Origin of the sequence: Pseudomonas syringae group sp. J254-4 (genome assembly GCF_032586855.1) — a bacterium.
Taxonomy (GTDB): Bacteria; Pseudomonadota; Gammaproteobacteria; order Pseudomonadales; family Pseudomonadaceae; genus Aquipseudomonas; species Aquipseudomonas amygdali.
Genome location: NZ_JAWHOO010000031.1, coordinates 13,493 through 33,108, shown reverse-complemented (window position 1 = coordinate 33,108; position 19,616 = coordinate 13,493). Strand labels below are relative to the sequence as shown.

At 60.3% G+C, this 19,616-nt stretch carries 18 protein-coding genes; 13 read left to right on the top strand and 5 right to left on the bottom strand.

The window, feature by feature from the left end:
* Positions 1-8: 8 nt before the first annotated feature.
* From RYB09_RS25190 to RYB09_RS25175, 4 genes are all read right to left on the bottom strand, one after another.
* Entirely contained in the window at positions 9-716 is a 708-nt protein-coding gene (locus RYB09_RS25190) for a hypothetical protein (RefSeq protein WP_316890698.1), read from the bottom strand.
* A gap of 128 nt (positions 717-844) precedes the next feature.
* Positions 845-1,294, bottom strand: a complete 450-nt coding sequence (locus RYB09_RS25185; RefSeq protein ID WP_122259070.1) for a hypothetical protein — start codon at positions 1,292-1,294, stop codon at positions 845-847.
* A 451-nt stretch (positions 1,295-1,745) separates the two neighbouring features.
* Positions 1,746-2,459 carry a cupin domain-containing protein gene (locus RYB09_RS25180; protein WP_316890697.1) on the bottom strand — a complete coding sequence of 238 codons (714 nt, stop codon included), beginning with the start codon at positions 2,457-2,459 and terminating at the stop codon, positions 1,746-1,748.
* Positions 2,460-2,619: 160 nt separating this feature from the next.
* A complete protein-coding gene (locus RYB09_RS25175; protein WP_316890695.1) occupies positions 2,620-3,477 on the bottom strand; it encodes a GNAT family N-acetyltransferase in 858 nt (285 codons plus the stop codon).
* On the opposite strand from RYB09_RS25175, the gene RYB09_RS25170 reads away from it, so the two are divergent.
* The 12 genes from RYB09_RS25170 (at position 3,409) to RYB09_RS25115 (ending at position 17,028) form a co-directional block, all read left to right on the top strand.
* Positions 3,409-3,840 carry a hypothetical protein gene (locus RYB09_RS25170; RefSeq protein WP_316890731.1) on the top strand — a complete coding sequence of 144 codons (432 nt, stop codon included), beginning with the start codon at positions 3,409-3,411 and terminating at the stop codon, positions 3,838-3,840. The two genes, RYB09_RS25175 and RYB09_RS25170, sit on opposite strands and share 69 nt — an antisense overlap.
* Before the next feature lie 171 nt (positions 3,841-4,011).
* Complete coding sequence (locus tag RYB09_RS25165; RefSeq protein WP_058400889.1) at positions 4,012-4,680, top strand: haloacid dehalogenase type II; 669 nt, start codon at positions 4,012-4,014, stop codon at positions 4,678-4,680.
* Between the two features lie 66 nt (positions 4,681-4,746).
* Positions 4,747-6,021 (top strand): NAD(P)/FAD-dependent oxidoreductase, encoded by a 1,275-nt coding sequence (locus RYB09_RS25160; protein WP_058409787.1) that lies wholly within the window; start codon positions 4,747-4,749, stop codon positions 6,019-6,021.
* 90 nt (positions 6,022-6,111) lie between these two features.
* Complete coding sequence (locus RYB09_RS25155; protein WP_316890693.1) at positions 6,112-7,749, top strand: ABC transporter substrate-binding protein; 1,638 nt, start codon at positions 6,112-6,114, stop codon at positions 7,747-7,749.
* 31 nt (positions 7,750-7,780) lie between these two features.
* Positions 7,781-8,737, top strand: a complete 957-nt coding sequence (locus RYB09_RS25150) for an ABC transporter permease (protein ID WP_002555958.1) — start codon at positions 7,781-7,783, stop codon at positions 8,735-8,737.
* Positions 8,734-9,612, top strand: coding sequence for an ABC transporter permease (locus RYB09_RS25145; protein WP_004659576.1), 879 nt, complete (start codon positions 8,734-8,736; stop codon positions 9,610-9,612). The genes RYB09_RS25150 and RYB09_RS25145 overlap by 4 nt, the downstream gene beginning before the upstream one ends.
* A gap of 1 nt (position 9,613) precedes the next feature.
* Positions 9,614-11,455, top strand: a complete 1,842-nt coding sequence (locus RYB09_RS25140) for an ABC transporter ATP-binding protein (RefSeq protein ID WP_316890691.1) — start codon at positions 9,614-9,616, stop codon at positions 11,453-11,455.
* Positions 11,452-11,763: a (2Fe-2S)-binding protein gene (locus RYB09_RS25135; protein ID WP_058400885.1), complete on the top strand. Its 312-nt coding sequence runs from the start codon at positions 11,452-11,454 to the stop codon at positions 11,761-11,763. Before RYB09_RS25140 ends, RYB09_RS25135 begins: the two co-directional genes overlap by 4 nt.
* Entirely contained in the window at positions 11,742-13,151 is a 1,410-nt protein-coding gene (locus RYB09_RS25130) for an NAD(P)/FAD-dependent oxidoreductase (protein WP_058400884.1), read from the top strand. Before RYB09_RS25135 ends, RYB09_RS25130 begins: the two co-directional genes overlap by 22 nt.
* A complete protein-coding gene (locus RYB09_RS25125) occupies positions 13,148-14,302 on the top strand; it encodes an NAD(P)/FAD-dependent oxidoreductase (protein ID WP_058400883.1) in 1,155 nt (384 codons plus the stop codon). Before RYB09_RS25130 ends, RYB09_RS25125 begins: the two co-directional genes overlap by 4 nt.
* Positions 14,299-15,456: an acetylornithine deacetylase gene (gene argE, locus RYB09_RS25120; protein WP_219170729.1), complete on the top strand. Its 1,158-nt coding sequence runs from the start codon at positions 14,299-14,301 to the stop codon at positions 15,454-15,456. The genes RYB09_RS25125 and argE overlap by 4 nt, the downstream gene beginning before the upstream one ends.
* Positions 15,457-15,570: 114 nt before the next feature.
* Complete coding sequence (locus RYB09_RS25115; protein ID WP_316890686.1) at positions 15,571-17,028, top strand: NAD-dependent succinate-semialdehyde dehydrogenase; 1,458 nt, start codon at positions 15,571-15,573, stop codon at positions 17,026-17,028.
* Between the two features lie 50 nt (positions 17,029-17,078).
* On the opposite strand, the gene RYB09_RS25110 is transcribed toward RYB09_RS25115, so the two are convergent.
* Positions 17,079-18,008: a glyoxylate/hydroxypyruvate reductase A gene (locus RYB09_RS25110; protein ID WP_316890684.1), complete on the bottom strand. Its 930-nt coding sequence runs from the start codon at positions 18,006-18,008 to the stop codon at positions 17,079-17,081.
* Positions 18,009-18,292: 284 nt separating this feature from the next.
* On the opposite strand from RYB09_RS25110, the gene gabT reads away from it, so the two are divergent.
* A complete protein-coding gene (gabT, locus tag RYB09_RS25105) occupies positions 18,293-19,597 on the top strand; it encodes a 4-aminobutyrate--2-oxoglutarate transaminase (RefSeq protein WP_316890682.1) in 1,305 nt (434 codons plus the stop codon).
* Positions 19,598-19,616 lie beyond the last annotated feature (19 nt).

Sequence of the window (19,616 nt, the reverse complement as noted above, 5' to 3'; positions counted from 1 at the left end):
TCTTGCAATCAAGCCTCCTGAATACCTGACTGGCTTTTCCGCGCGTTGAAAATGTCCATGGCCGAGCTGTCGTCCGATGTGATGAGCGCGGCGTAATTGGCGGGGTATTGTGCTTTTTCTATGGGTGGCAGCTGGTCGTAGTGGGCGAGAAGCATGACCAGTGTTTGAGTGCTTTTGCCGGTTTCGTTGTATTCGTCGGTATACCTTTGGCATATGGCCCTTTTCCATACTTGCTCTTGAGAGTAGTTTTCGGAGTACGCGGCATTTCTTTCGTTTATTGTGAAGTCGCCACCCTCGTCATAAATAATCAACCTCAGTTGATCCTGAGATAAACCTGCGAATGGGTTTTTTCCTGCCCCGTTGTTGAACGAAGTCGCTTGCATGGCTCTTTCGAGCAATGCAGGGTCGTCCGTATCCGGAATCTCTGCGTCGTGCAGTTTTCTATTGGCGTAATAGCTGTTGCCTGCAACTTTATCACTAATGTTTTTTGCCAAGCCCCCCAGGTTTTTGAAGTCAAGACTGCTGTCGCGGGCTTGGGCTCGTGCTGCGCTGCTACTTAATTGAGTGGACAATGTCGAGAAGGTGGCGCCGTCAGGGGTAGGCCCAGAATCAAGTTCTTTAAGGCTGGAGTTTAAAGGCGTGGCGGAGGTGCTTTTCTCGACAGTCGTTAGTGCGGTTTTATGGGTGAGGTGTTTGAGGGATATTGTATCAATCATGCTGCGTCCTCGCGGCAGAGGCCAATCCGTGGCTTTATATTCACTCTTTGTATCGGCCCCGCCAGACACCGCTTTAGTTTTCCGCTGAAAAGCGTGCGTATCAAAATGCGACACGCACGCTCCGGGGCTTATTTCATGGTAAATTCAGCAGCCCACGCGTAGGTGGAAAGATTGGTAGCACGAGACGTCGCCGTGCAGACAGCACCGCCTTCAGAATTTGCAGTCCTGTTCCATTTCGGCACCTTGGCCCCGCCTGCACCGGGAAGCTTTATGAAGGTGGTCGAGAATACGCAAACCTTGGAACCCATGACGTAGCGAACACTGGCGTAGCTAGTATCCGGTGATAGAGTGCTTTGCATCGAGTAAGTATCTGAACCTCCCGGGTGCACTGCAGAGTTAATCGGTGATTTAGCATTCAGCCGGGCAGAGATCTCATTACGCGTAACGGGTTTATACTCCGCCACCTCGGAGCCCAGATTTTTAAATGTAACAGTAACTGCTGGTCCCGCTTGCACCGTAACACTGGTGCACAGTGTTGCAAAAGCAAGGGAGGCCAATAAGGTCTTATTGTTTTTCATAGGGAATAGTCCTTGAGTTAAATGAGTAATTTCATATTGATTTTGAATAAGGTAAACGCGAGACGAAACGGGGCAGCGGTCGTTCGTGCCCATATGGATCGTTCAGCTTATGGAGTGTCGCGGAGGGATAGGCAGGGCGTGCGCATAATGAATGCGTCGATCAGATAAAATGCCTCCAGTTAATTTAATAGATAAACGTTAAAGCGACGCATGAGGCGTATCGCTATCTTACTGTGCCCGTCAGGAGCAAATTTTTACTTGCTGACATTTGTTGTGTTTTTTTAACACAGGCGACAAGTAAGGCAAGTAGGAAACTTCTGATTCTTCGTGCATTGGCGAAAGAAATTTTTTATTCTTGTCTTTTAGCGCTGCATTGGATTAACTGCGCTGGCGAGAGCTAAGCATGTAAGTATGCTGCGCCCTACAAGGCTGAAGGGCGCAACAACTTTCTTCACGTCACCGCATAAAACTTGCGCACATACCCCGTGCTGGTCCATTTGCAGGGCGCGCCCTGGGCGACGAATACGGTATCGCCGGTATTCACAGTCAGGCTCGAGCCGTTTTCCAGGCTCAACACTACGCTGCCTTCGATCAGGTTCATCAGCTCATGGATTTTGTGCGGACGCGAGATGCGCTCATAGGGTGTGGAGTCCCAGACGCCGATGCGCAAAGTGCTGGCGGTGTCTTCGAACAGGTTGTTGCTGCGGCATTGTGGCAGCGCGCTGATCATGATCGCCGGGTCTGGCGGTGAGGACGGTGTGAGCATGGCGAGGCGGTCCAGGGCGGTGACACCGGGTTTGTCGGGGCCGCTGGCCTGGGTGGAGGCGCAGAACGCCCAGAGGCTTTCCGGTTGCGCTTCGATACGTACTTGCGTGCCACGACCGATCACGGCACTTTCGCCGGTGCTGATGGTGATGCTGCCGGTGCCAGAGGTCAGCGTGACGCTGCCGCGATGCATCACCAGCATTTCGGTGTAGGGGTAGGCCTCCACCGAGAGCGCCGTACCCAATTCAACGATGCCAGCCGCAATACCCTGTTCATCGACAAATGCTGTGCGGCGGCCACTGTCGAACGGGTCATGCGCATCAATGGGGCCGGTGGTGAATTCGGTATCTACCGGGCTGAGGTCAGCGCGGGCCAATAGCAGGACTGTGGGGTGGGGCATTGGGTTGGGCTCCTGAAGTTGAAGAGTGGCTGATCGTTCCCACGCTCTGCGTGGTAATGCCTTTCGTGACGCTCTGCGTCACATGCTCAAGACCGGACGCAGAGCGTCCAGAACTGCATGCCAACGCAGAGCATTGGCACGATGATGTTCTTCCGGGCGATCAGCCGATCGCCTGGGTAATCAGCGCAAACTGGCGCACGCCCTGGCGGGCTTGCGGAACTGCGCCCATGCTCATGCAGGTCACGCTGTCGACACGCTTGAGGCCGGCTTCGTCCAGCCACTCGGCCAGGCCGCAGTCGGTCGGGATGTCGATGCGTACAAAGGCGTAAGGCACTTTGGCCAGCAGTTGCTCGATCATGTGCCTGGCCTGTTCCACCGTCTGGGCGACGACAGGGCCGATGCACAGGCCACGGCCGAAAGGACGCAACAGGGCAAAAGCCTGCAACTGGCCATCGCGTTCGATGCCGACTGCGTGCTCAAGGTTATTCAGCACATCGCCCAGCGTTGCCGAACGGTCCATGCCCGAACCGGCGTTGGCCAGTTCCAGCACGCGAGCGTGGTCAGCCTCGCTCAGCGCACGACTGCTTTCCTGTGCTTTCAATGCGGTTGTGTCAGGCAGTTGTGCCTGCCCCTGACGCTGCTGAACCTCACCAAAGCTGACGAAGCCCATTTTTTCGTACAGCGGTGCGCCAGCAAGTGTTGCATTGAGGATGGCGGTGCGCGGCGGCACGCTGCCGACAGCAAGCTCCATCAATTTGCGGCCAATACCCTTGCCTTGATAGTCGTCGCTGACAATCACCAGACCGATAGTGGAAAACTCGCCCTGATGGCAGGCGAAGGCACTGCCGATCAAGCGACCGTTGTGTACTGCAACAAAGCCTTGGGCGACACGTTGCAGCATGGCCCAGTCTTCCAGTCGATGCGGCCACTTCAGGGCAATGGATAACTCATGAGCGTTGCCGACGTCGGCTGCGGTCATGGGGCGAAATTCAAAGTCGAGGCGTTGCTGAGCGAGCATGACGTGTCTCCGTCCAGAAGGATGCACCGGCAAAATAAAGGCTGCGGCAAGCTTGCTGTATCCCACCTGATGCGGGCGCTGACAAGAGGTCTGCAAGCATTCGGCAGATTCCACAAACCGCCGTTCGCCAGACCACAGTTACTGCTTAAATCGGGCGCGCACCCGGCAGCAAATGCTTGTGGTTTTTCTTCGGCTTCAGGCTCTTTATATAGCCGCCGGAATTCGCTGCTCGCAGATCACTGGCGCGGCGCAGTTTCTGCGGTGCAAACCCGCGTGTTTGAGCCCGAGCGCCCTGAAAAGGGTCAAAAAAGTGCCAAAAACCGGGGGCTGCCCAAGGCTGGAGCGCCCCGCAAAGTCTGCTGAGCGCGCACCTCAAAACGGTGGTTTCTATCAAGCAGCCATCACTTTTAACGCCATATGCTGATTTCACGGTGTTGTAATGAGGTTGTGCTGCAGCGTGCATCACCGCCCCTGGACATCAGGCCGGATTGCTCGTCATGCCATGACCTCAACGAACTTTCAGGACCGCACACAATGAGCTTTCTTCGACCAAAATTCATTACGTTCGACTGCTACGGCACCTTGACCAATTTCCACATGGGCACCATGACGCGCGAGCTCTTTGCCGACCGCGTTCCGGCTGAACAGATGGATCAGTTCGTCAAGGATTTTTCGGCGTATCGTCTGGATCAGGTCATGGGGGACTGGATGCCGTACGACGAAATTCTCAAGGTTGCACTGGCTCGCACCTGCAAGCGCTGGAACGTTGAATACCGCGAAGAAGGCCAGCTGTATTACGACGCCGTGCCGACCTGGGGCCCACATGCTGATGTGCCCGCCGGGCTGTCGAAAATCGCCGACAAGATCCCGCTGGTGATTTACTCCAACGCCAGCGACAGCCAGATCATGTCCAACGTCGACAAACTCGGCGCACCGTTTCACAAGGTGTTCACCGCTGACCAGGCCAAGGTCTACAAGCCACGTCTGGCAGCCTTCGAATTCATGCTCGATAACCTGGGTTGCGGCCCGGAAGACATCTTGCATGTGTCTTCAAGCTTCCGTTACGACCTGTTTTCCGCACACGACATGAAAATCAAGAACAAGGCATTTGTGGCGCGTGGTCATGAACAGCCAGCCCACAGCTCTTATGAATACCACCAGATCCCGGACATCGGCGGGCTTGCCGGGCTGGTCGGCCTCTAAACCGGACAACTCGCGCAACACCGGCATTTTTCAAGGTGCTCTTCTATGAGTGACAAGGGGAACAGAATGCGCAGTGAGTCTTACTGGCTCGATACGGCTCCAGACTTTACCGGCGCGCAGGACGGCGCAGTGGAGGGGCAGGCTGACGTTGTGGTGGTCGGTGGCGGTTTCACCGGTCTTGCGGCGGCGCGTGCATTGGCCTTGAAAGGTGCCAGCGTGGTGGTTCTGGAAGCTGGCCGGGTGATCGGCGAAGCGTCGGGCCGCAACGGCGGACAGTGCAATACCGGCGTGGCTCAGGACTACGCGTCATTGAGCGCGACCCTGGGGGCCGATCAGGCGCGCGAGTATTACAAGGCTTATGAAAGTGCGGTGCAGAGCGTCGTCACCGTGGTCGAGCAGGAAAACATCGCCTGCGACATCAAGCGTAACGGCAAGCTCAAGCTGGCGGCCAAGCCAGGGCATTACGAAGGACTGGCGCGCACCTGCGAGCTGATTCGTCGTGAGGTCGATGCCGACGTTGAGTTGCTGTCTGCTGAGGACGTGCGCAGCGAAATCGATTCAAACGAATTTCACGGTGGCCTGCTGCAGCGCAACGGTGTGCAGATGCACGTCGGCCGTTTCGGCCTGGGCCTGGCCGATGCGGCTGTGCGCCACGGCGCAAAGGTGTATCAGGGTGCCACGGTGAAGGACTGGAAAGCCAACCGTGGCGGCTTCGTGGTCAACACCTCGAAAGGCTCTATTCAGGCCGGGCAGGTGTTACTGGCGACCGGTGCCTGCCAGCACGGCGGGTTGGGCTGGTATCGCCGACGCATCGTGCCGGTCGGCAGTTTCGTCATCGTTACCGAAGTATTGCCACAGGCGCTGATTGACCAGCTGTTTCCCAACCAGCGCGCTTACGTGACCAGCCGTTTGATCGGCAACTATTTCCGTCTTACCCCGGATAACCGCCTGCTGTTCGGCGGGCGGGCACGCTTCGCCATGTCCAACAGCAGTTCCGATGCCAAGAGCGGCAAGGTGCTGCAAGCGGCGATGGTGCAGATGTTCCCGCAACTGGCGCACGTCAAGATCGACTACTGCTGGGGCGGGCTGGTGGACATGACGTCCGACCGTCTGCCGCGTGCAGGCGAACACAACGGCGTCTTCTACTCGATGGGTTATAGCGGCCATGGTGTGCAGATGTCGGTGCATATGGGGCGGGTGATGGCTGAGGTCATGGAAGGCAAGGCGTTGGCCAATCCCTGGAAAGACCTGAACTGGCCAGCCATTCCCGGCCACTTCGGCAAGCCGTGGTTTCTGCCGCTGGTAGGTGCGTATTACCGCTATCAGGACAGCCGCCACTGAGTTTTTGTTTAACCGTCGTGTGTGCTTGAAGGACGCTCCGGCCAACCGTGAGCAACTCGGAATTTCCCCTTTTCGACAGGTAGAACTGATATGGCTGACAAAAAAACCGACTCCCAGCTGATCACAGGCGAAGACAGCCTGCGTGTTTTCGAAGGTCTCAATCGTGGTCTGTCGCGGCGCGATGCGTTGCGTATGCTGGGTGTTGCAGGTGTGGTTGCGGCGGGCTCGACCAGCCTGTTCGGTGCGGCGGGCAAGGTTTTTGCCGATGACGCCGATGCGCCTGTCAAAGGCAAGCCAGGCGGGCGCATTCGTGTAGCGGGCATGTCCAGCTCCACCGCTGACACACTTGATCCGGCCAAAGGCGCGCTGTCTACCGACTACGTTCGCCATTTCATGTTCTACAACGGTCTGACCCGTTTCGACAGCCATCTGGTTCCGCACATGGAACTGGCCGAGAAGATCGAGAGCGACAACGCCACGGTCTGGACCGTAACCCTGCGCCAGGGCGTGACCTTCCACAACGGCAAGGCATTGACCGCTGGCGACGTGGTGTTCTCCCTGTCGCGCCACAAGGACCCGGCCACCGGCTCGAAAGTGCTGCCGCTGATGGCGCAGTTTTCCGAGATCAAGGCCACTGGCCCGCTGGAAGTACAGATCACCCTCAGCTCGCCAAACGCAGAGTTGCCTTCGATTCTCGCGGTTTCGCACCTGTTGATCGTGCCCGAAGGCACGACAGATTTCAGCAAGGGCATCGGTACCGGCCCGTTCACCGTCAAAGAGTTCAACCCTGGCGTGCGTTCGGTCAGTGCGCGCAACCCTAACTACTGGAAACCAGGCCTGCCGTACCTGGACGAGATCGAATTCATTGCCATTGCCGACGAGCCGTCACGCGTCAACGCGCTGCTGTCCGGCGACGTGCACATGATCAACGAGGTCAACCCGCGCTCCACCACACGCATCGCGGCCAGTGCCAAGCACCGCGTTGTGGATGCGCCGTCCGGCAACTACACCGACCTGATCATTCGCCAGGACCAGATGCCCGGCAAGAGCCCGGAATTCACCGAGGCCATGAAGTACCTGCTGGACCGTGAGCAGGTCAAATCGGCCGTGTTCCGTGGCTATGCCCGCGTCGGTAACGACCACCCGATTGCACCCGGCTCGCGCTACTTCAACGCTGACCTGCCGCAACGCGCCTATGACCCGGAAAAGGCCAAATTCCTGCTCAAGAAAGCCGGCATGGAAAAAATCACCATGGCCGTAGCGGCATCGCCTGCTGCGACCGGTTCGGTGGACATCGCCGTGCTGCTGCAACAGTCGGCCAAACAGGCCGGGCTGACGCTCAACGTCAACCGCCTGCCGAGCGATGGCTACTGGTCCAACCACTGGATGAAGCACCCGCTGAGCTTCGGCAACATCAACCCGCGACCGAACGCCGACGTGATCTTCTCGCAGTTCTTCCAGTCCTCGGCACCGTGGAACGAATCCGGCTGGAAAAACGATCAGTTCGACCAATTGCTGCTGCTGGCCCGCGGGGAAACCGACGACGCCAAGCGCGCCAAAATGTACGGCGACATGCAGACTCTGGTGAGCCAGAACTGCGGCATCGGCATCCCCGTGTTCATCAGCAACATCGACGGCGTGGACAAGCGTATCCAGGGCTACTCCAGCAACCCGCTGGGCGGCTTCATGGGCTACATGTTCAGCGAGCAGGTGTGGCTGGACGCATAAATGCAACGCTGAACCGAGCAGGAGGATGCAGATGAATAGCAACACACTCTGGTTGATCGTGCAGCGCTTCGGCGCGGCGATCGTGACGTTGTTGATCGTTTCCATCGTGGTCTTCGCCATTACGGCGGTGTTGCCTGGAGACGCGGCACAACAGGCCCTTGGGCAATTCGCGACGCCTGAACAGGTCGCCGCATTGCGTACAAAACTGGGCCTGGATCAGCCAGGTGTGGTGCGTTACCTGCATTGGTTGACCAACCTGCTCGGTGGCAACTTCGGTGAGTCGGTGTCCAACGCAATGCCGGTGTCCGAGCTGATTGCCGGGCGCTTTCCGAAAACCCTGATGCTGTCGGCAACTACCGCGCTGGTCTCGGTACCACTAGCGCTGGCACTGGGCATTGGCGCAGCGATGTACCGCGGCAGCCGCCTTGATGGGGCGCTGAGTTTCATCACGCTGACCCTGGTGGCGGTGCCCGAATTTCTGGTGGCCACCCTGGCGGTGCTGATTTTCGCCGTTAATCTGGGCTGGCTGTCGGCGTTGTCGTATGGCGGTGACGTCAGCTCGCCGTGGCAGTTCATGCGTACTTACGCGCTGCCGGTGATGACCCTGTGTTGCGTGATCGTGGCGCAAATGGCGCGCATGACCCGCGCTGCGGTCATCGACCAACTGGACAGCCCGTATGTGGAAATGGCCCGCCTCAAGGGTGTCAGCCCGGTGCGTATCGTGCTGCGCCACGCCTTGCCCAACGCTATCGGGCCGATCGTCAACGCGGTGGCGCTGAGCCTTTCCTACCTGCTGGGCGGCGTGGTCATCGTTGAAACCATCTTCAACTACCCCGGCATCGCCAGCCTGATGGTCGATGCTGTAACCAACCGTGACATGGCGTTGGTTCAGGGCTGCACCATGCTGTTCTGCTCCGCTTACCTGGGTCTGGTGCTGATGGCCGACCTGTGTGCAATTCTTTCCAATCCGAGGCTGAGAACCCAATGACTCAATTCATTGCGAAATCGACGCCTGAAGCGCCGGCACCGGTGCTGCGCAAAAAAGCGTCCCGCCCCACCTCATGGCTTGGCTTGCTGGGCGCAACGGTGTGCTTTATCTGGCTGATGGTTGCGCTGTTCGGCCCTTGGCTAGCGCCACATGCTGTCGGCGAAGTGGTTTCCGACAACATGTTTGAAAACATGAGCGCGCTTTATCCATTCGGTACTGATTACCTGGGCCGCGACATGCTCAGCCGGGTGCTGGTCGGCGCGCGCTTTACAGTGGGCCTGGCGCTGATCTCGGCGGTACTGGCGAGCGGCATCGGCACGCTTTGCGCCCTGTTGTCAGTGGTCGCGCCAAAATGGCTGGACGAAATCATCAGCCGCCTGATGGACGCGTTCATCTCGATCCCCAGCAAAATGCTGGCGCTGATCATGGTGTCGGCGTTCGGCTCGTCCGAAGTGTTGCTCATCTGCACGGCGGTATTGAGCTACACGCCAGGCGCGTTTCGTATCGCCCGCAGCCTGGCGGTGAACATCGAGGCGCTGGAGTACGTGCAAGTGGCGCGCACACGCGGCGAGGGCCGTATCTACATTGCCTGCCGGGAAATCCTGCCGAACATGCTCAACCCGGTCATGACCGACCTGGGGCTGCGTTTTGGTTTTATCGTGTTACTGCTCAGCGGCATGAGCTTTCTGGGGCTTGGCGTGCAGCCGCCCGATGCCGACCTTGGCTCGCTGGTACGCGAGAACATCGGCGGCCTCAGCCAGGGCGCTCCGGCCATCGTGATCCCGGCGCTGGCCATCGGCACGCTGACCATCGGTGTCAACCTGTTCATCGACCGGCTGGCCTCACGGCGTGGTCGCCGCTCGGGAGGGCATTGAGATGAGCCAGTTGATTCGTGTGCAAGACCTGCGCGTGGTTGCCGATGGCGATCAGGGCGAGCTGGAGATCGTCAAAGGCGTCAGCTTCTCGCTGGAAAAAGGCGAAGTGCTGGCGTTGATTGGCGAGTCCGGCTCGGGCAAGACGACTATTGCGCTGGCCCTGTTGGGGTATGCCAGACGCGGCTGCAAACTGGCTGGCGGTGTGGTTCAGGTGGGCGAGCACGACATGCTCAGCCTGCCCGAAAGCCAGTTGCAGGGCCTGCGCGGCAACCGTGTTTCCTACATTGCGCAAAGTGCCGCGGCGGCTTTCAACCCGGCAAAAAAACTTATTGATCAGGTTATCGAAGGCGCGCTGATTCATGGTCTGGGCAGCCGTGCAGACCTGCAAGCCAAGGCCGTAGAGCTGTTCCGCGACCTGGCCTTGCCCAACCCGGAAAGCATCGGCCAGCGCTATCCGCATCAGGTTTCGGGCGGTCAGTTGCAACGAGTGATGGCGGCCATGGCGCTGATCAGCGACCCGTTGCTGGTGATCCTCGACGAGCCGACCACGGCGCTGGACGTCACCACGCAGATCGACGTGCTGCGCGCCTTCAAGCGGGTGGTGCGCGAGCGCGGTGCGACGGCAGTCTATGTCTCCCACGACCTTGCCGTCGTGGCGCAGATGGCTGATCAGATCGTGGTGCTCAATGGCGGGCGGATTATCGAGCAGAGCAGCACTGAAGCGCTGCTCAAAGGCCCGGAAGACGCCTACACCCGCAGCCTGCTGGCAGCGGCGCGGCCCGACAAAGTGCTGAAACCGGCCAGCGAAGTGGTCAAGGACAGCACGCTGTTGACCATCAAGGGCCTGACGGCGGGCTATGGCAAAAAGAACCTGCAAGGCATGCCGATGATTCGCGTGCTGGAAGACATCGACCTGACCATTCGCCGTGGTCAGGCCATTGGCGTGATCGGCGAGTCCGGTTCGGGCAAGTCGACCCTGGCCCGTGTGGTCGCCGGTCTTCTGGACCCGGCGCACGGCAGCCTGACATTCGACGGTGCCGAATTGTCCGGTACCCTCGCGGGACGCACCGAAGAGCAGTTTCGGCGCATCCAGATGGTGTTCCAGAACGCCGACACCGCGCTCAACCCGATGCACAGCATCAGCGCAATTCTGGCGCGCCCGTTGAAGATGTATTTCGGCCTGAAGGGCAAAGCCCTGCATGATCGCATTGACGAACTGATGGACCTGGTGCGCCTGCCTCGCGAGCTGGCCGAGCGGCGTCCCAACGAACTGTCGGGTGGCCAGAAACAACGCGTCAACCTGGCCCGTGCGCTGGCGGCCAAGCCGGACCTGATCCTCTGTGATGAAGTGACCTCGGCGCTGGATACCGTGGTGGGCGCGTGCATCCTTGAACTGCTCGGCGAACTGCGCCGCAAGCTGGGCGTTTCCTACCTGTTCATCAGCCATGACATTTCCACCGTCCGCGCGCTGTGCGACGACATTGTGGTGATGTACAGCGGCCACAAGGTCGAAGAGGGCAGCCGCGAAGCGTTCAGCCGTGTGCCGTTCCATCCGTACACCGACCTGCTGGTGCACTCAGTGCCGGAACTGCGTCAGGGCTGGCTGGAAACCTGTGGTGTGACCAGCGGCAAGCTGCCACCCATCAGCGCCCCGGCCAACAACCCCGAACTGTGTACCTTCCTCAACCGTTGCCCGGCCCGTGTCGAAGGCCTGTGCAACAAGACTGCCCCGAGCCGTCGCAAGATCGCAGGCGGCAGCGAGATCCTCTGCCATCGCGACAGCGACGAACTGCAGGCCGTACAAGAAAACCTTAATCCTGTGACCGTGGGAGCCTACGCATGAGTGGCCGTTTTGTGAGACTGGGCGAACGTGATCGCCCGGTTGTGAGCCTGATGGTCGATGGCGCACCCATAGAAGCATTGCAGGGCGACACCTTGATGGTGGCGTTGCTGACCCGCAAAGCCACGCTGCGCCAGTCCGAGTTCGACCCCGGACGCCGTGCCGGGTTTTGCCTGATGGGTGCCTGTCAGGATTGCTGGGTCTGGACCCGCAGCGGCGAGCGCCTGCGCGCCTGCTCCAATGAAGTCCGCGACGGACTCGATATCGTCACCACCCAACCGGAGGCGAAATGGCCACTTCTTCACGGTTAGACGTTCAGAACCCTGCCAGCCCGAGAGTCGTCATCATTGGCGCTGGCCCGGCGGGCACCCGTTGCGCCGAAACCTTGCTGGCGGCGGGCATCAAGCCGATTCTGATCGACGAAAACCGGCGCGACGGCGGGCAGATCTATCGCCGTCAGCCAGAAGGCTTTAAGCGCGATTATTCAGCGTTGTATGGCACCGAAGCCGCCAAGGCGCGTGACCTGCACGAAAGCTTTGATCGCCTGCGCGCGCAAATCGACTATCGCCCCGACACGCTGGCCTGGAACCTCACGCACGGCGAGCTGTGCTGTGCCAGCCAGGGCGTGCATACCGTGGTGGAATACGACGCACTGATCCTGTGTGCCGGTGCCACCGACCGGCTGATGCCGATCAAGGGCTGGCAACTGGCGGGCACCTACAGCCTGGGCGGCTCGCAGATCGCGCTCAAGTCGCAGTCGGTGTCCATCGGCAGTCGTGTGGTGTTCATGGGCAGCGGCCCGTTGCTTTACCTGGTTGCCAGCCAGTACGTCAAAGCCGGTGCCGACGTGGCTGCTGTGCTCGACACTTCGCCGTTCAGCAAGCGCATCGGCGCGATGCCCAAATTGCTCGCGCGCCCAGGCTTGCTGTTCAACGGCATGAAGCTGCTGGCCCAGTTGTACAGCGCCAAAGTGCCGGTGCACCTGGGCGTGCAGCCTGAGGAAATTATCGGCAGCGAGCAGGACGGCGTCACCGGCGTGCGGGTGAAGCTCGCCAACGGCAACTCGCTGTCCGTCGACTGCGATGCGTTGGCGCTGGGTTATCACCTGCGTCCGGAAACCCAACTGGCTGACTTGGCCGGCTGCCAGCTGCGTTTCGACGATGCGTCCGGGCAGTGGGTGCTGGCGGTCGACGAAGACGGTCGCACCTCAGTGAACGGCGTTTATGCAGCAGGCGACGGCGCAAAAATTCGCGGTGCCGATGCTGCCGAGCAGGCAGGGCGGTTGGCGGCGATGGCGCTGCTGGACGATCTTGGCCGGCCTGTGGATAACTCGCGCCGCGAAGAAGTACGCAAGAATCTGCTGGTCATGGACCGCTTCCGTGTCGGGCTGACCGAAGCGTTTCCCTGGCCTGCTGCCCAGGCAGCTGCGTTGCCCGATGAAGCGATTGTCTGCCGCTGCGAGATGATCAGCGCAGGCGAGTTGCGCGGCGTGGTGCGTGAAAAGGGCGCATGCGAAGTCAACCGCGCCAAGGCATTCAGTCGCGTCGGCATGGGCCGTTGCCAAGGGCGTTATTGCTCTCAGGCCGGTGCCGAAGTAATCGCTGCCCAGGCCGGTGTGCCAGTCGAGCAGGTCGGTCGTCAGCGCGGGCAGGCACCGGTCAAACCGCTGTCGATGCTGGTGGACGAGGTGACCTCATGAAACAACCGAAAGTGGATGTACTGATTGTCGGTGGCGGCTTCATGGGCTCGGCGTCGGCGTTTTTTCTGCGTCAGCGCGGCAAGTCGGTGACGCTGCTGGAGCGCGACGTGATCGGCCAGTACGCCAGCGGCGTCAACTTCGGCAACGTGCGCCGTCAAGGCCGGCACCTTGGTCAGCTGGAACTGGCCAACCGTTCCAGAGCACTGTGGCAGCGGTTGCCGGAGCTGATCGGTGAAGACCTGGAGTTTCTGCCCAGCGGTCACATGCGCGTCTGCTATCGCGAGGATGAAATCGCTGAACTGGAAGCTTATGCCGCGGCTCCGGAAGCCCGTGAGCTGGACCTGAAAATCTACAGCGGCAAGGCACTGCACGAGCGTTTCGGGTTTCTCGGGCCGGACGTAAAGGGCGGCTCCTACGCGCCGCACGATGGCCACGCCAACCCGCGTCTGGCCGCACCGGCTTTTGCGCGCGCAGCGATTCGTGCCGGGGCGCGCATCGAAGAGCGTACCGAAGTGGCGCATGTGGAAAAGGTCGGTCACGAATTCGAAGTCACCACCACTGACGGACGCATTTTTACTGCCGATCAATTATTGATCACCGCAGGTGCCTGGGGGCAAAAACTCTCCGCGCAGTTTGGCGAGCCCGTACCGCTGGAAACCAATGGCCCGCAGATGGCCGTGACCGAACCGGTGCCTTATGCGCTGCCGACCGTCATCGGCGTGTTCACCAAAATCCCTCACGAAGTGATCTACTTTCGGCAGATCGCACGTGGCAACATCGTCATCGGCGGTGGCTTTCGCAGCAAGCCGGACATGGTCAACCGCCGCGCCTATGTCGAGCCGCGCAGCATCATCAATCAGGTGCAGCAGATGCGTCGGCTGTTGCCCGGCGTCGGCAACCTGAACATCATCCGCGTGTGGAGCGGCATTGAAGGCTACACGCCGGACTCGCTGCCGGTGATGGGCCGCAGCGGCAAGGTCGACGGCCTGTTCTATGCGTTCGCCTTCTGCGGTCACGGCTTCCAGCTCGGTCCGGGCGTGGGCGACGTGATGGCTGAACTGATCAGCACCGGCACGACCAGCACCTCGATCAGCCCGTTCGACATTCGCCGTTTTGAAATCGTTACCGAACAAGCGAGTAAAGCCTCATGAGCCCCCGCGCCCTGGAAATTCTCAAACGCCTGATCGCCTTCGACACCGTGTCGTCGGAGCCGAACATGGCACTGATCGAATACGTCCGTGAACTGCTGGCCAGCAAAGGCATCGAGTCGTTGATCGTCAAGGACGAGACCGGCAAGAAGGCCAACCTGTTCGCCAGCACCGGCCCGCGTGATGTGCCGGGCGTGCTGCTTTCCGGGCACACCGACGTGGTTCCTGCTGCGGGCCAGGCGTGGACGATGCCGCCATTTCAGGCGACCCTGCGCGACGGGCGCATCTACGGTCGTGGCACCTGCGACATGAAGGGTTTCATTGCCCTGGCCATCGACGCGATGCTCGATGCCGCGGACATGACCTTGATGCGCCCGCTGCAACTGGCGCTGTCCCACGATGAGGAAATCGGCTGTGTCGGCGTGCGGCGGCTGCTGGATGTGTTGCATCTGGCACCCGTGCGCCCGTTTCTGTGTGTGGTAGGCGAACCGACGCTGATGCAGTTTGCCGTCGGGCACAAGGGCAAGGCGTCCTATCGCACCTTCTGCCGGGGCCAGGAGGCGCATTCGTCGCTGGCGCCTAGGGCGGTCAACGCGATTCATCTGGCCAGCGATTTCATCGCCGAACTGCGCAACAGCCAGAAACGGATCGAGCAACAAGGCGCGCGTGACGAGGGTTACGACATCCCTTACAGCACCGTGCACATCGGCCGTATCGATGGCGGCAAGGCGCTGAACATTGTGCCCAACCTGTGCACCATGGAATTCGAATACCGCAACCTGCCGGGCGACAATCCCGACGTGCTGCTGGAGCAACTGCGCGAGCGCGCCGAAGTGCTGGTACGCGAAGCGAAACAATTGTCGGGCGTGGCCGCTATCGAAATCGAAGTGATGAACGAATACCCGGCGCTTGAGACACACCCCAGCGTTGAAGCAGTGCGCATGCTGCATGCATTTGCCGAACCGGGCACACAGCACATCAAGGTCTCCTATGGCACTGAAGGCGGCCTGTTCGCCGGGCGGCTCAACGTGCCGGTGGTGGTGTGCGGGCCTGGCTCCATCGAGCAGGCACACAAGCCGGACGAGTTTATCGAGGAGAGCCAGATGAACGCGGGCGAGCGCTTTTTGCAAAGCCTGCTGGGTTCGTTGAAGCAGTAGAGGCTGCCGTCCGAGGGCAAATTTCAGCATCGGACGCTGCCGTTATCCTGCTTTCAGCATCCTGGACTGCGGCGCCTGCCTAGACTGGCAGGTATCCCGAAACAGGACTCGACCATGCTCAAGAATCAGTTGAAAGACCCCAGCCTGCTGGTAGACCGCGCCTACGTCGATGGGCAATGGATCAGCGCTGACGATGGTGCAACGCTGACCATCAGCGACCCGGCGACCGGCGAAACGATCGCGCAGGTTCCGGCCCTGAATGGCCCTGAAACCCGTCGCGCCATCGAAGCTGCGAATCGTGCCTGGCCCGCCTGGCGCGCACGTCCCGCTGCCGAGCGCGCGGCCCTGCTGGAGCGCTGGCATCAGGCGATGCTCGACAACGTCGAAGACCTGGCGCTGATCATGACCCTTGAGCAGGGCAAGCCGCTGAACGAATCTCGCGGCGAGATCCGCTATGGCGCGAGCTTCGTCAAATGGTTCGCTGAAGAGGCGCGCCGCTGCTACGGCGAAACCATCCCCGCGCCCAGCGCAGACCGTCGTTTGATGACCCTCAAGCAGCCGGTGGGTGTGTGCGCCGCAATCACCCCGTGGAATTTTCCCAACGCCATGATCACCCGCAAGTGCGCGCCGGCCTTGGCTGCCGGGTGCCCGATCATCGTCAAACCTTCGGACCTTACGCCTTTGTCGGCGCTGGCGCTGGCGGTACTGGCCGAGCGTGTGGGTATTCCTGCCGGTGTGTTCAACGTCATTACCGGCATGCCCGCAGGCATTGGCGAAGAACTGACCGGCAATCCGGTGGTGCGCAAAATTTCCTTTACCGGCTCGACCCCGGTCGGCCGTTTGCTGATGCGCCAGAGCGCCGAACACATCAAGCGCCTGAGCCTTGAACTGGGCGGCAACGCGCCCTTCATCGTGTTTGACGACGCGGACCTGGAACAGGCGGTGACGGGCATCATGCTCAGCAAATTCCGCAACGCCGGGCAGACCTGCGTGTGCGCCAACCGGATTCTGGTACAAGACGGCATCTACGACCGTTTTGCTGCACGGCTGGTAGAGGAAGTGAGCAAACTCAAGGTCGGCAACGGCCTGGAAGAGGGCGTGACCATTGGCCCGCTGATCAACCCGGCGGCGGTCAGCAAGGTTACCCGGCACATCGATGATGCACTAAGCCAGGGCGCGAAGTTGCTGCATGGCGGCCGTCCCGATGGCACCAGCCAATTCGTCCAGCCAACGGTATTGGGCGAAACCCATGCGGGCATGCTGCTGGCCAACGAAGAAACCTTCGGGCCTGTTGCGCCACTGATGCGCTTCACCGACGAAGCCGAAGCGCTGGCACTGGCCAACGCCACGCCTTATGGCCTTGGCGCGTACTACTTCACCCAGGACCTGCGTCGCTCATGGCGTTTCGGCGAGGCGCTGGAGTTCGGCATGGTCGGCCTCAACACCGGCATCATCTCCATGGAAGTCGCCCCGTTCGGTGGTGTCAAACAATCCGGCCTTGGCCGCGAAGGCTCCAGCTACGGCCTGGATGAATACCTGGAAGTGAAGGCGTTTCATGTGGGGGGGTTGTAGCGTTCAGAACGGCGTACCAACGCGGAGCGTCGGCACGATAATCCAACGCATCAGTAACCCTGGCCGCGATCCACCTGCCCCTGCATCGCTTCACCACGCTCAAAGCGGCGAATGTTATCGAGCAGGCCAGGGAAGGCGCTTTCCGGTTGGGTCATGGCCGCGACATGCGGTGTCAGCATGATCTTCGGGTGTTGCCAGAACGGATGATCAGCCGGTGCAGGTTCCTGTTGCAGCACATCCAGCACCGCAGCGCTCAATTGGCCGCTGTCCAGCGCGTCAAGCAGGTCCGCTTCCTCCAGATGCCCGCCACGGCCCATGTTGATCAGCGCGGCACCTGGGGGCAGGCGCTCGAAAAGCTGGCGATTGAGGATGCCTTCGGTTTGCCCGGTCAGCGGCAAGACACACAGCAGAATGTCGCACTGACCAAGAAACACGCCCAGCTGCTCTTCACCCGCATAACACGTCACGCCTTCTACCTGATGCTCGCTGCGCGCCCAGCCCGACAGCTCGAAACCGAATGGTTTGAGGCTCGACAGAATATGCTGCGCCTGCAAGCCCAGTCCCATCACTCCCACGCGACGCTTGTGCGCCGGAACCAGCGGATGCGCCTTCCAGACGCCCTCGACCTGCTGCTGCCGATAACGCAGCATTTCCCGGTGCAGGCACAGCACCGCAAAAGATGCGTACTGACACATCCCTTGACTGATGCCGGGGTCCAGCAGACGAACCACCGGCAAGGACTCGGGAATACGGCTCAGGTCCAGTTGATCGACGCCCGCAGACAAGGCGAACAGCACCTTCAGGTTGGGCAGCAATTCCTGTAGATCGTCAGGTGCCAGCCAGGCGCCCAGATAGTGGATATCGGCCGGGTCGCCGATATCCGGCCACACCCGCCATTCAATGTCCGGCGCATGCTCGGCAAACAGGACACGCCAGCGTTCGGCGCGTGCGGGATCGGCTTTGTAGAGCAGGGCGGGCATGGGCATTTCCTGAGTGTGAAAGTGGAGCCCCATCATGCCGCAAGTCGAAAGCAGGATCTGTCGAAACAGCCTTTTGCAGAGCACCGGCATGACTGAAAAGCAGCGTTGCCCGGCAGATTGCGTGGTGCTCGCAAGGCATGAAGGAATCTGCCGTTTGCGAGGCGAAAAACAGTCGATCTGGACATCTGAGAGGGCAAGTTCGGCGTAGATCATTTCGCTGAACGCTTAACCTGAACAGCATCGCAGCCACCCCGCCGGCTGCCAGGCCCACGACAGGTAAAACCATGAACAGCAAAGTCGACGAAACACCTCATCTGCTCCGCCAGCGCGATCAGTTCGTGCCGCGTGGCATTGTCACGGCCCACCCGCTGGTCATCGACCGCGCGCAGGGTTCTGAACTGTGGGACGTCGATGGCAAGCGCTATCTGGATTTTGTCGGCGGTATCGGCGTACTGAACATCGGCCATAACCACCCCAACGTGGTCAAGGCGATACAGGCGCAACTGACCAAGGTTACCCACGCCTGCTTCCAGGTGGCGTCCTATCAGCCCTATGTTGATCTGGCCAAACGCCTGAGCCATCTCATAGCGGGCCAGAGCGGCATCGATCACAAGGCCGTGTTCTTCACCTCAGGTGCCGAAGCGGTCGAAAACGCGGTGAAAATCGCCCGCGCTCACACCAATCGCCCGGCAGTTATCTCGTTCCGCGGCGGTTTTCATGGCCGTACGCTGCTTGGCACTACGCTGACCGGCATGAGCCAGCCGTACAAACAGAATTTCGGCCCGATGGCCCCCGAAGTGTTCCACACCCCGTACCCGAACGAGTATCGCGGTGTGACCACCGAAGTGGCCCTGGCTGCGCTGCATGAACTGCTGGCAACTCAGGTCGCGCCGGATCGTGTGGCGGCCATTCTGATCGAGCCAGTCCAGGGCGACGGCGGTTTCCTGACCGCGCCGGTCGAATTCCTCAAAGCCCTGCGTGCCCTCACCGAACAGCACGGCATCGTGCTGATCCTCGATGAAATCCAGACCGGGTTTGGTCGTACCGGCAAATGGTTCGGTTTCGAGCATTCGGGTATCCAGCCTGATCTGGTGACGGTTGCCAAGAGCCTCGCGGGCGGCATGCCGCTGTCAGGCGTGGTCGGTCGTGCCGAGATCATGGATGCACCGCTTCCGGGCGGTCTGGGTGGCACTTACGGTGGTAATGCGCTGTCCTGCGCCGCCGCACTGGCGGTGATCGACACATACGAGCAGGACAATCTGCTCGCGCGTGGCGAGCAGCTGGGCGAACACTTGCGTGCCGGTCTGCTCAAGCTCAAAGACCGTTACACCTGCATCGGCGACGTGCGCGGCACCGGTTTCATGCTCGCCATGGAACTGGTCAAGAACGACGCCGCACGTAGCCCGGACGCTGATCTCAATCAGAAGATCATTGATCAGGCACGCATTGGCGGTCTGCTGGTGATCAAGTGCGGTGTGTACCGCAACGTGTTGCGTTTCCTCGCACCGCTGGTCACCACAGAACAGCAGATCGATGAAGCACTGACCATTCTCGATGCCGCCTTGGCACGAGTATTGAAGTCCAGCTGAGCGTAGGCGTGGTCGCGGT

Bases quoted from the DNA above. Each gene is read 5' to 3' on its own strand.
- RYB09_RS25165 (WP_058400889.1), top strand. From the start codon at position 4,012: ATGAGCTTTCTTCGACCAAAATTCATTACGTTCGACTGCTACGGCACC.
- RYB09_RS25150 (WP_002555958.1), top strand. From the start codon at position 7,781: ATGAATAGCAACACACTCTGGTTGATCGTGCAGCGCTTCGGCGCGGCG.
- RYB09_RS25170 (WP_316890731.1), top strand. From the start codon at position 3,409: ATGAGCGTTGCCGACGTCGGCTGCGGTCATGGGGCGAAATTCAAAGTC.
- RYB09_RS25135 (WP_058400885.1), top strand. From the start codon at position 11,452: ATGAGTGGCCGTTTTGTGAGACTGGGCGAACGTGATCGCCCGGTTGTG.
- RYB09_RS25125 (WP_058400883.1), top strand. From the start codon at position 13,148: ATGAAACAACCGAAAGTGGATGTACTGATTGTCGGTGGCGGCTTCATG.
- RYB09_RS25190 (WP_316890698.1), bottom strand. From the start codon at position 716: ATGATTGATACAATATCCCTCAAACACCTCACCCATAAAACCGCACTA.
- gabT (WP_316890682.1), top strand. From the start codon at position 18,293: ATGAACAGCAAAGTCGACGAAACACCTCATCTGCTCCGCCAGCGCGAT.
- RYB09_RS25130 (WP_058400884.1), top strand. From the start codon at position 11,742: ATGGCCACTTCTTCACGGTTAGACGTTCAGAACCCTGCCAGCCCGAGA.
- RYB09_RS25145 (WP_004659576.1), top strand. From the start codon at position 8,734: ATGACTCAATTCATTGCGAAATCGACGCCTGAAGCGCCGGCACCGGTG.
- RYB09_RS25175 (WP_316890695.1), bottom strand. From the start codon at position 3,477: ATGCTCGCTCAGCAACGCCTCGACTTTGAATTTCGCCCCATGACCGCA.
- RYB09_RS25185 (WP_122259070.1), bottom strand. From the start codon at position 1,294: ATGAAAAACAATAAGACCTTATTGGCCTCCCTTGCTTTTGCAACACTG.
- argE (WP_219170729.1), top strand. From the start codon at position 14,299: ATGAGCCCCCGCGCCCTGGAAATTCTCAAACGCCTGATCGCCTTCGAC.
- RYB09_RS25110 (WP_316890684.1), bottom strand. From the start codon at position 18,008: ATGCCCGCCCTGCTCTACAAAGCCGATCCCGCACGCGCCGAACGCTGG.
- RYB09_RS25140 (WP_316890691.1), top strand. From the start codon at position 9,614: ATGAGCCAGTTGATTCGTGTGCAAGACCTGCGCGTGGTTGCCGATGGC.
- RYB09_RS25160 (WP_058409787.1), top strand. From the start codon at position 4,747: ATGCGCAGTGAGTCTTACTGGCTCGATACGGCTCCAGACTTTACCGGC.
- RYB09_RS25180 (WP_316890697.1), bottom strand. From the start codon at position 2,459: ATGCCCCACCCCACAGTCCTGCTATTGGCCCGCGCTGACCTCAGCCCG.
- RYB09_RS25155 (WP_316890693.1), top strand. From the start codon at position 6,112: ATGGCTGACAAAAAAACCGACTCCCAGCTGATCACAGGCGAAGACAGC.
- RYB09_RS25115 (WP_316890686.1), top strand. From the start codon at position 15,571: ATGCTCAAGAATCAGTTGAAAGACCCCAGCCTGCTGGTAGACCGCGCC.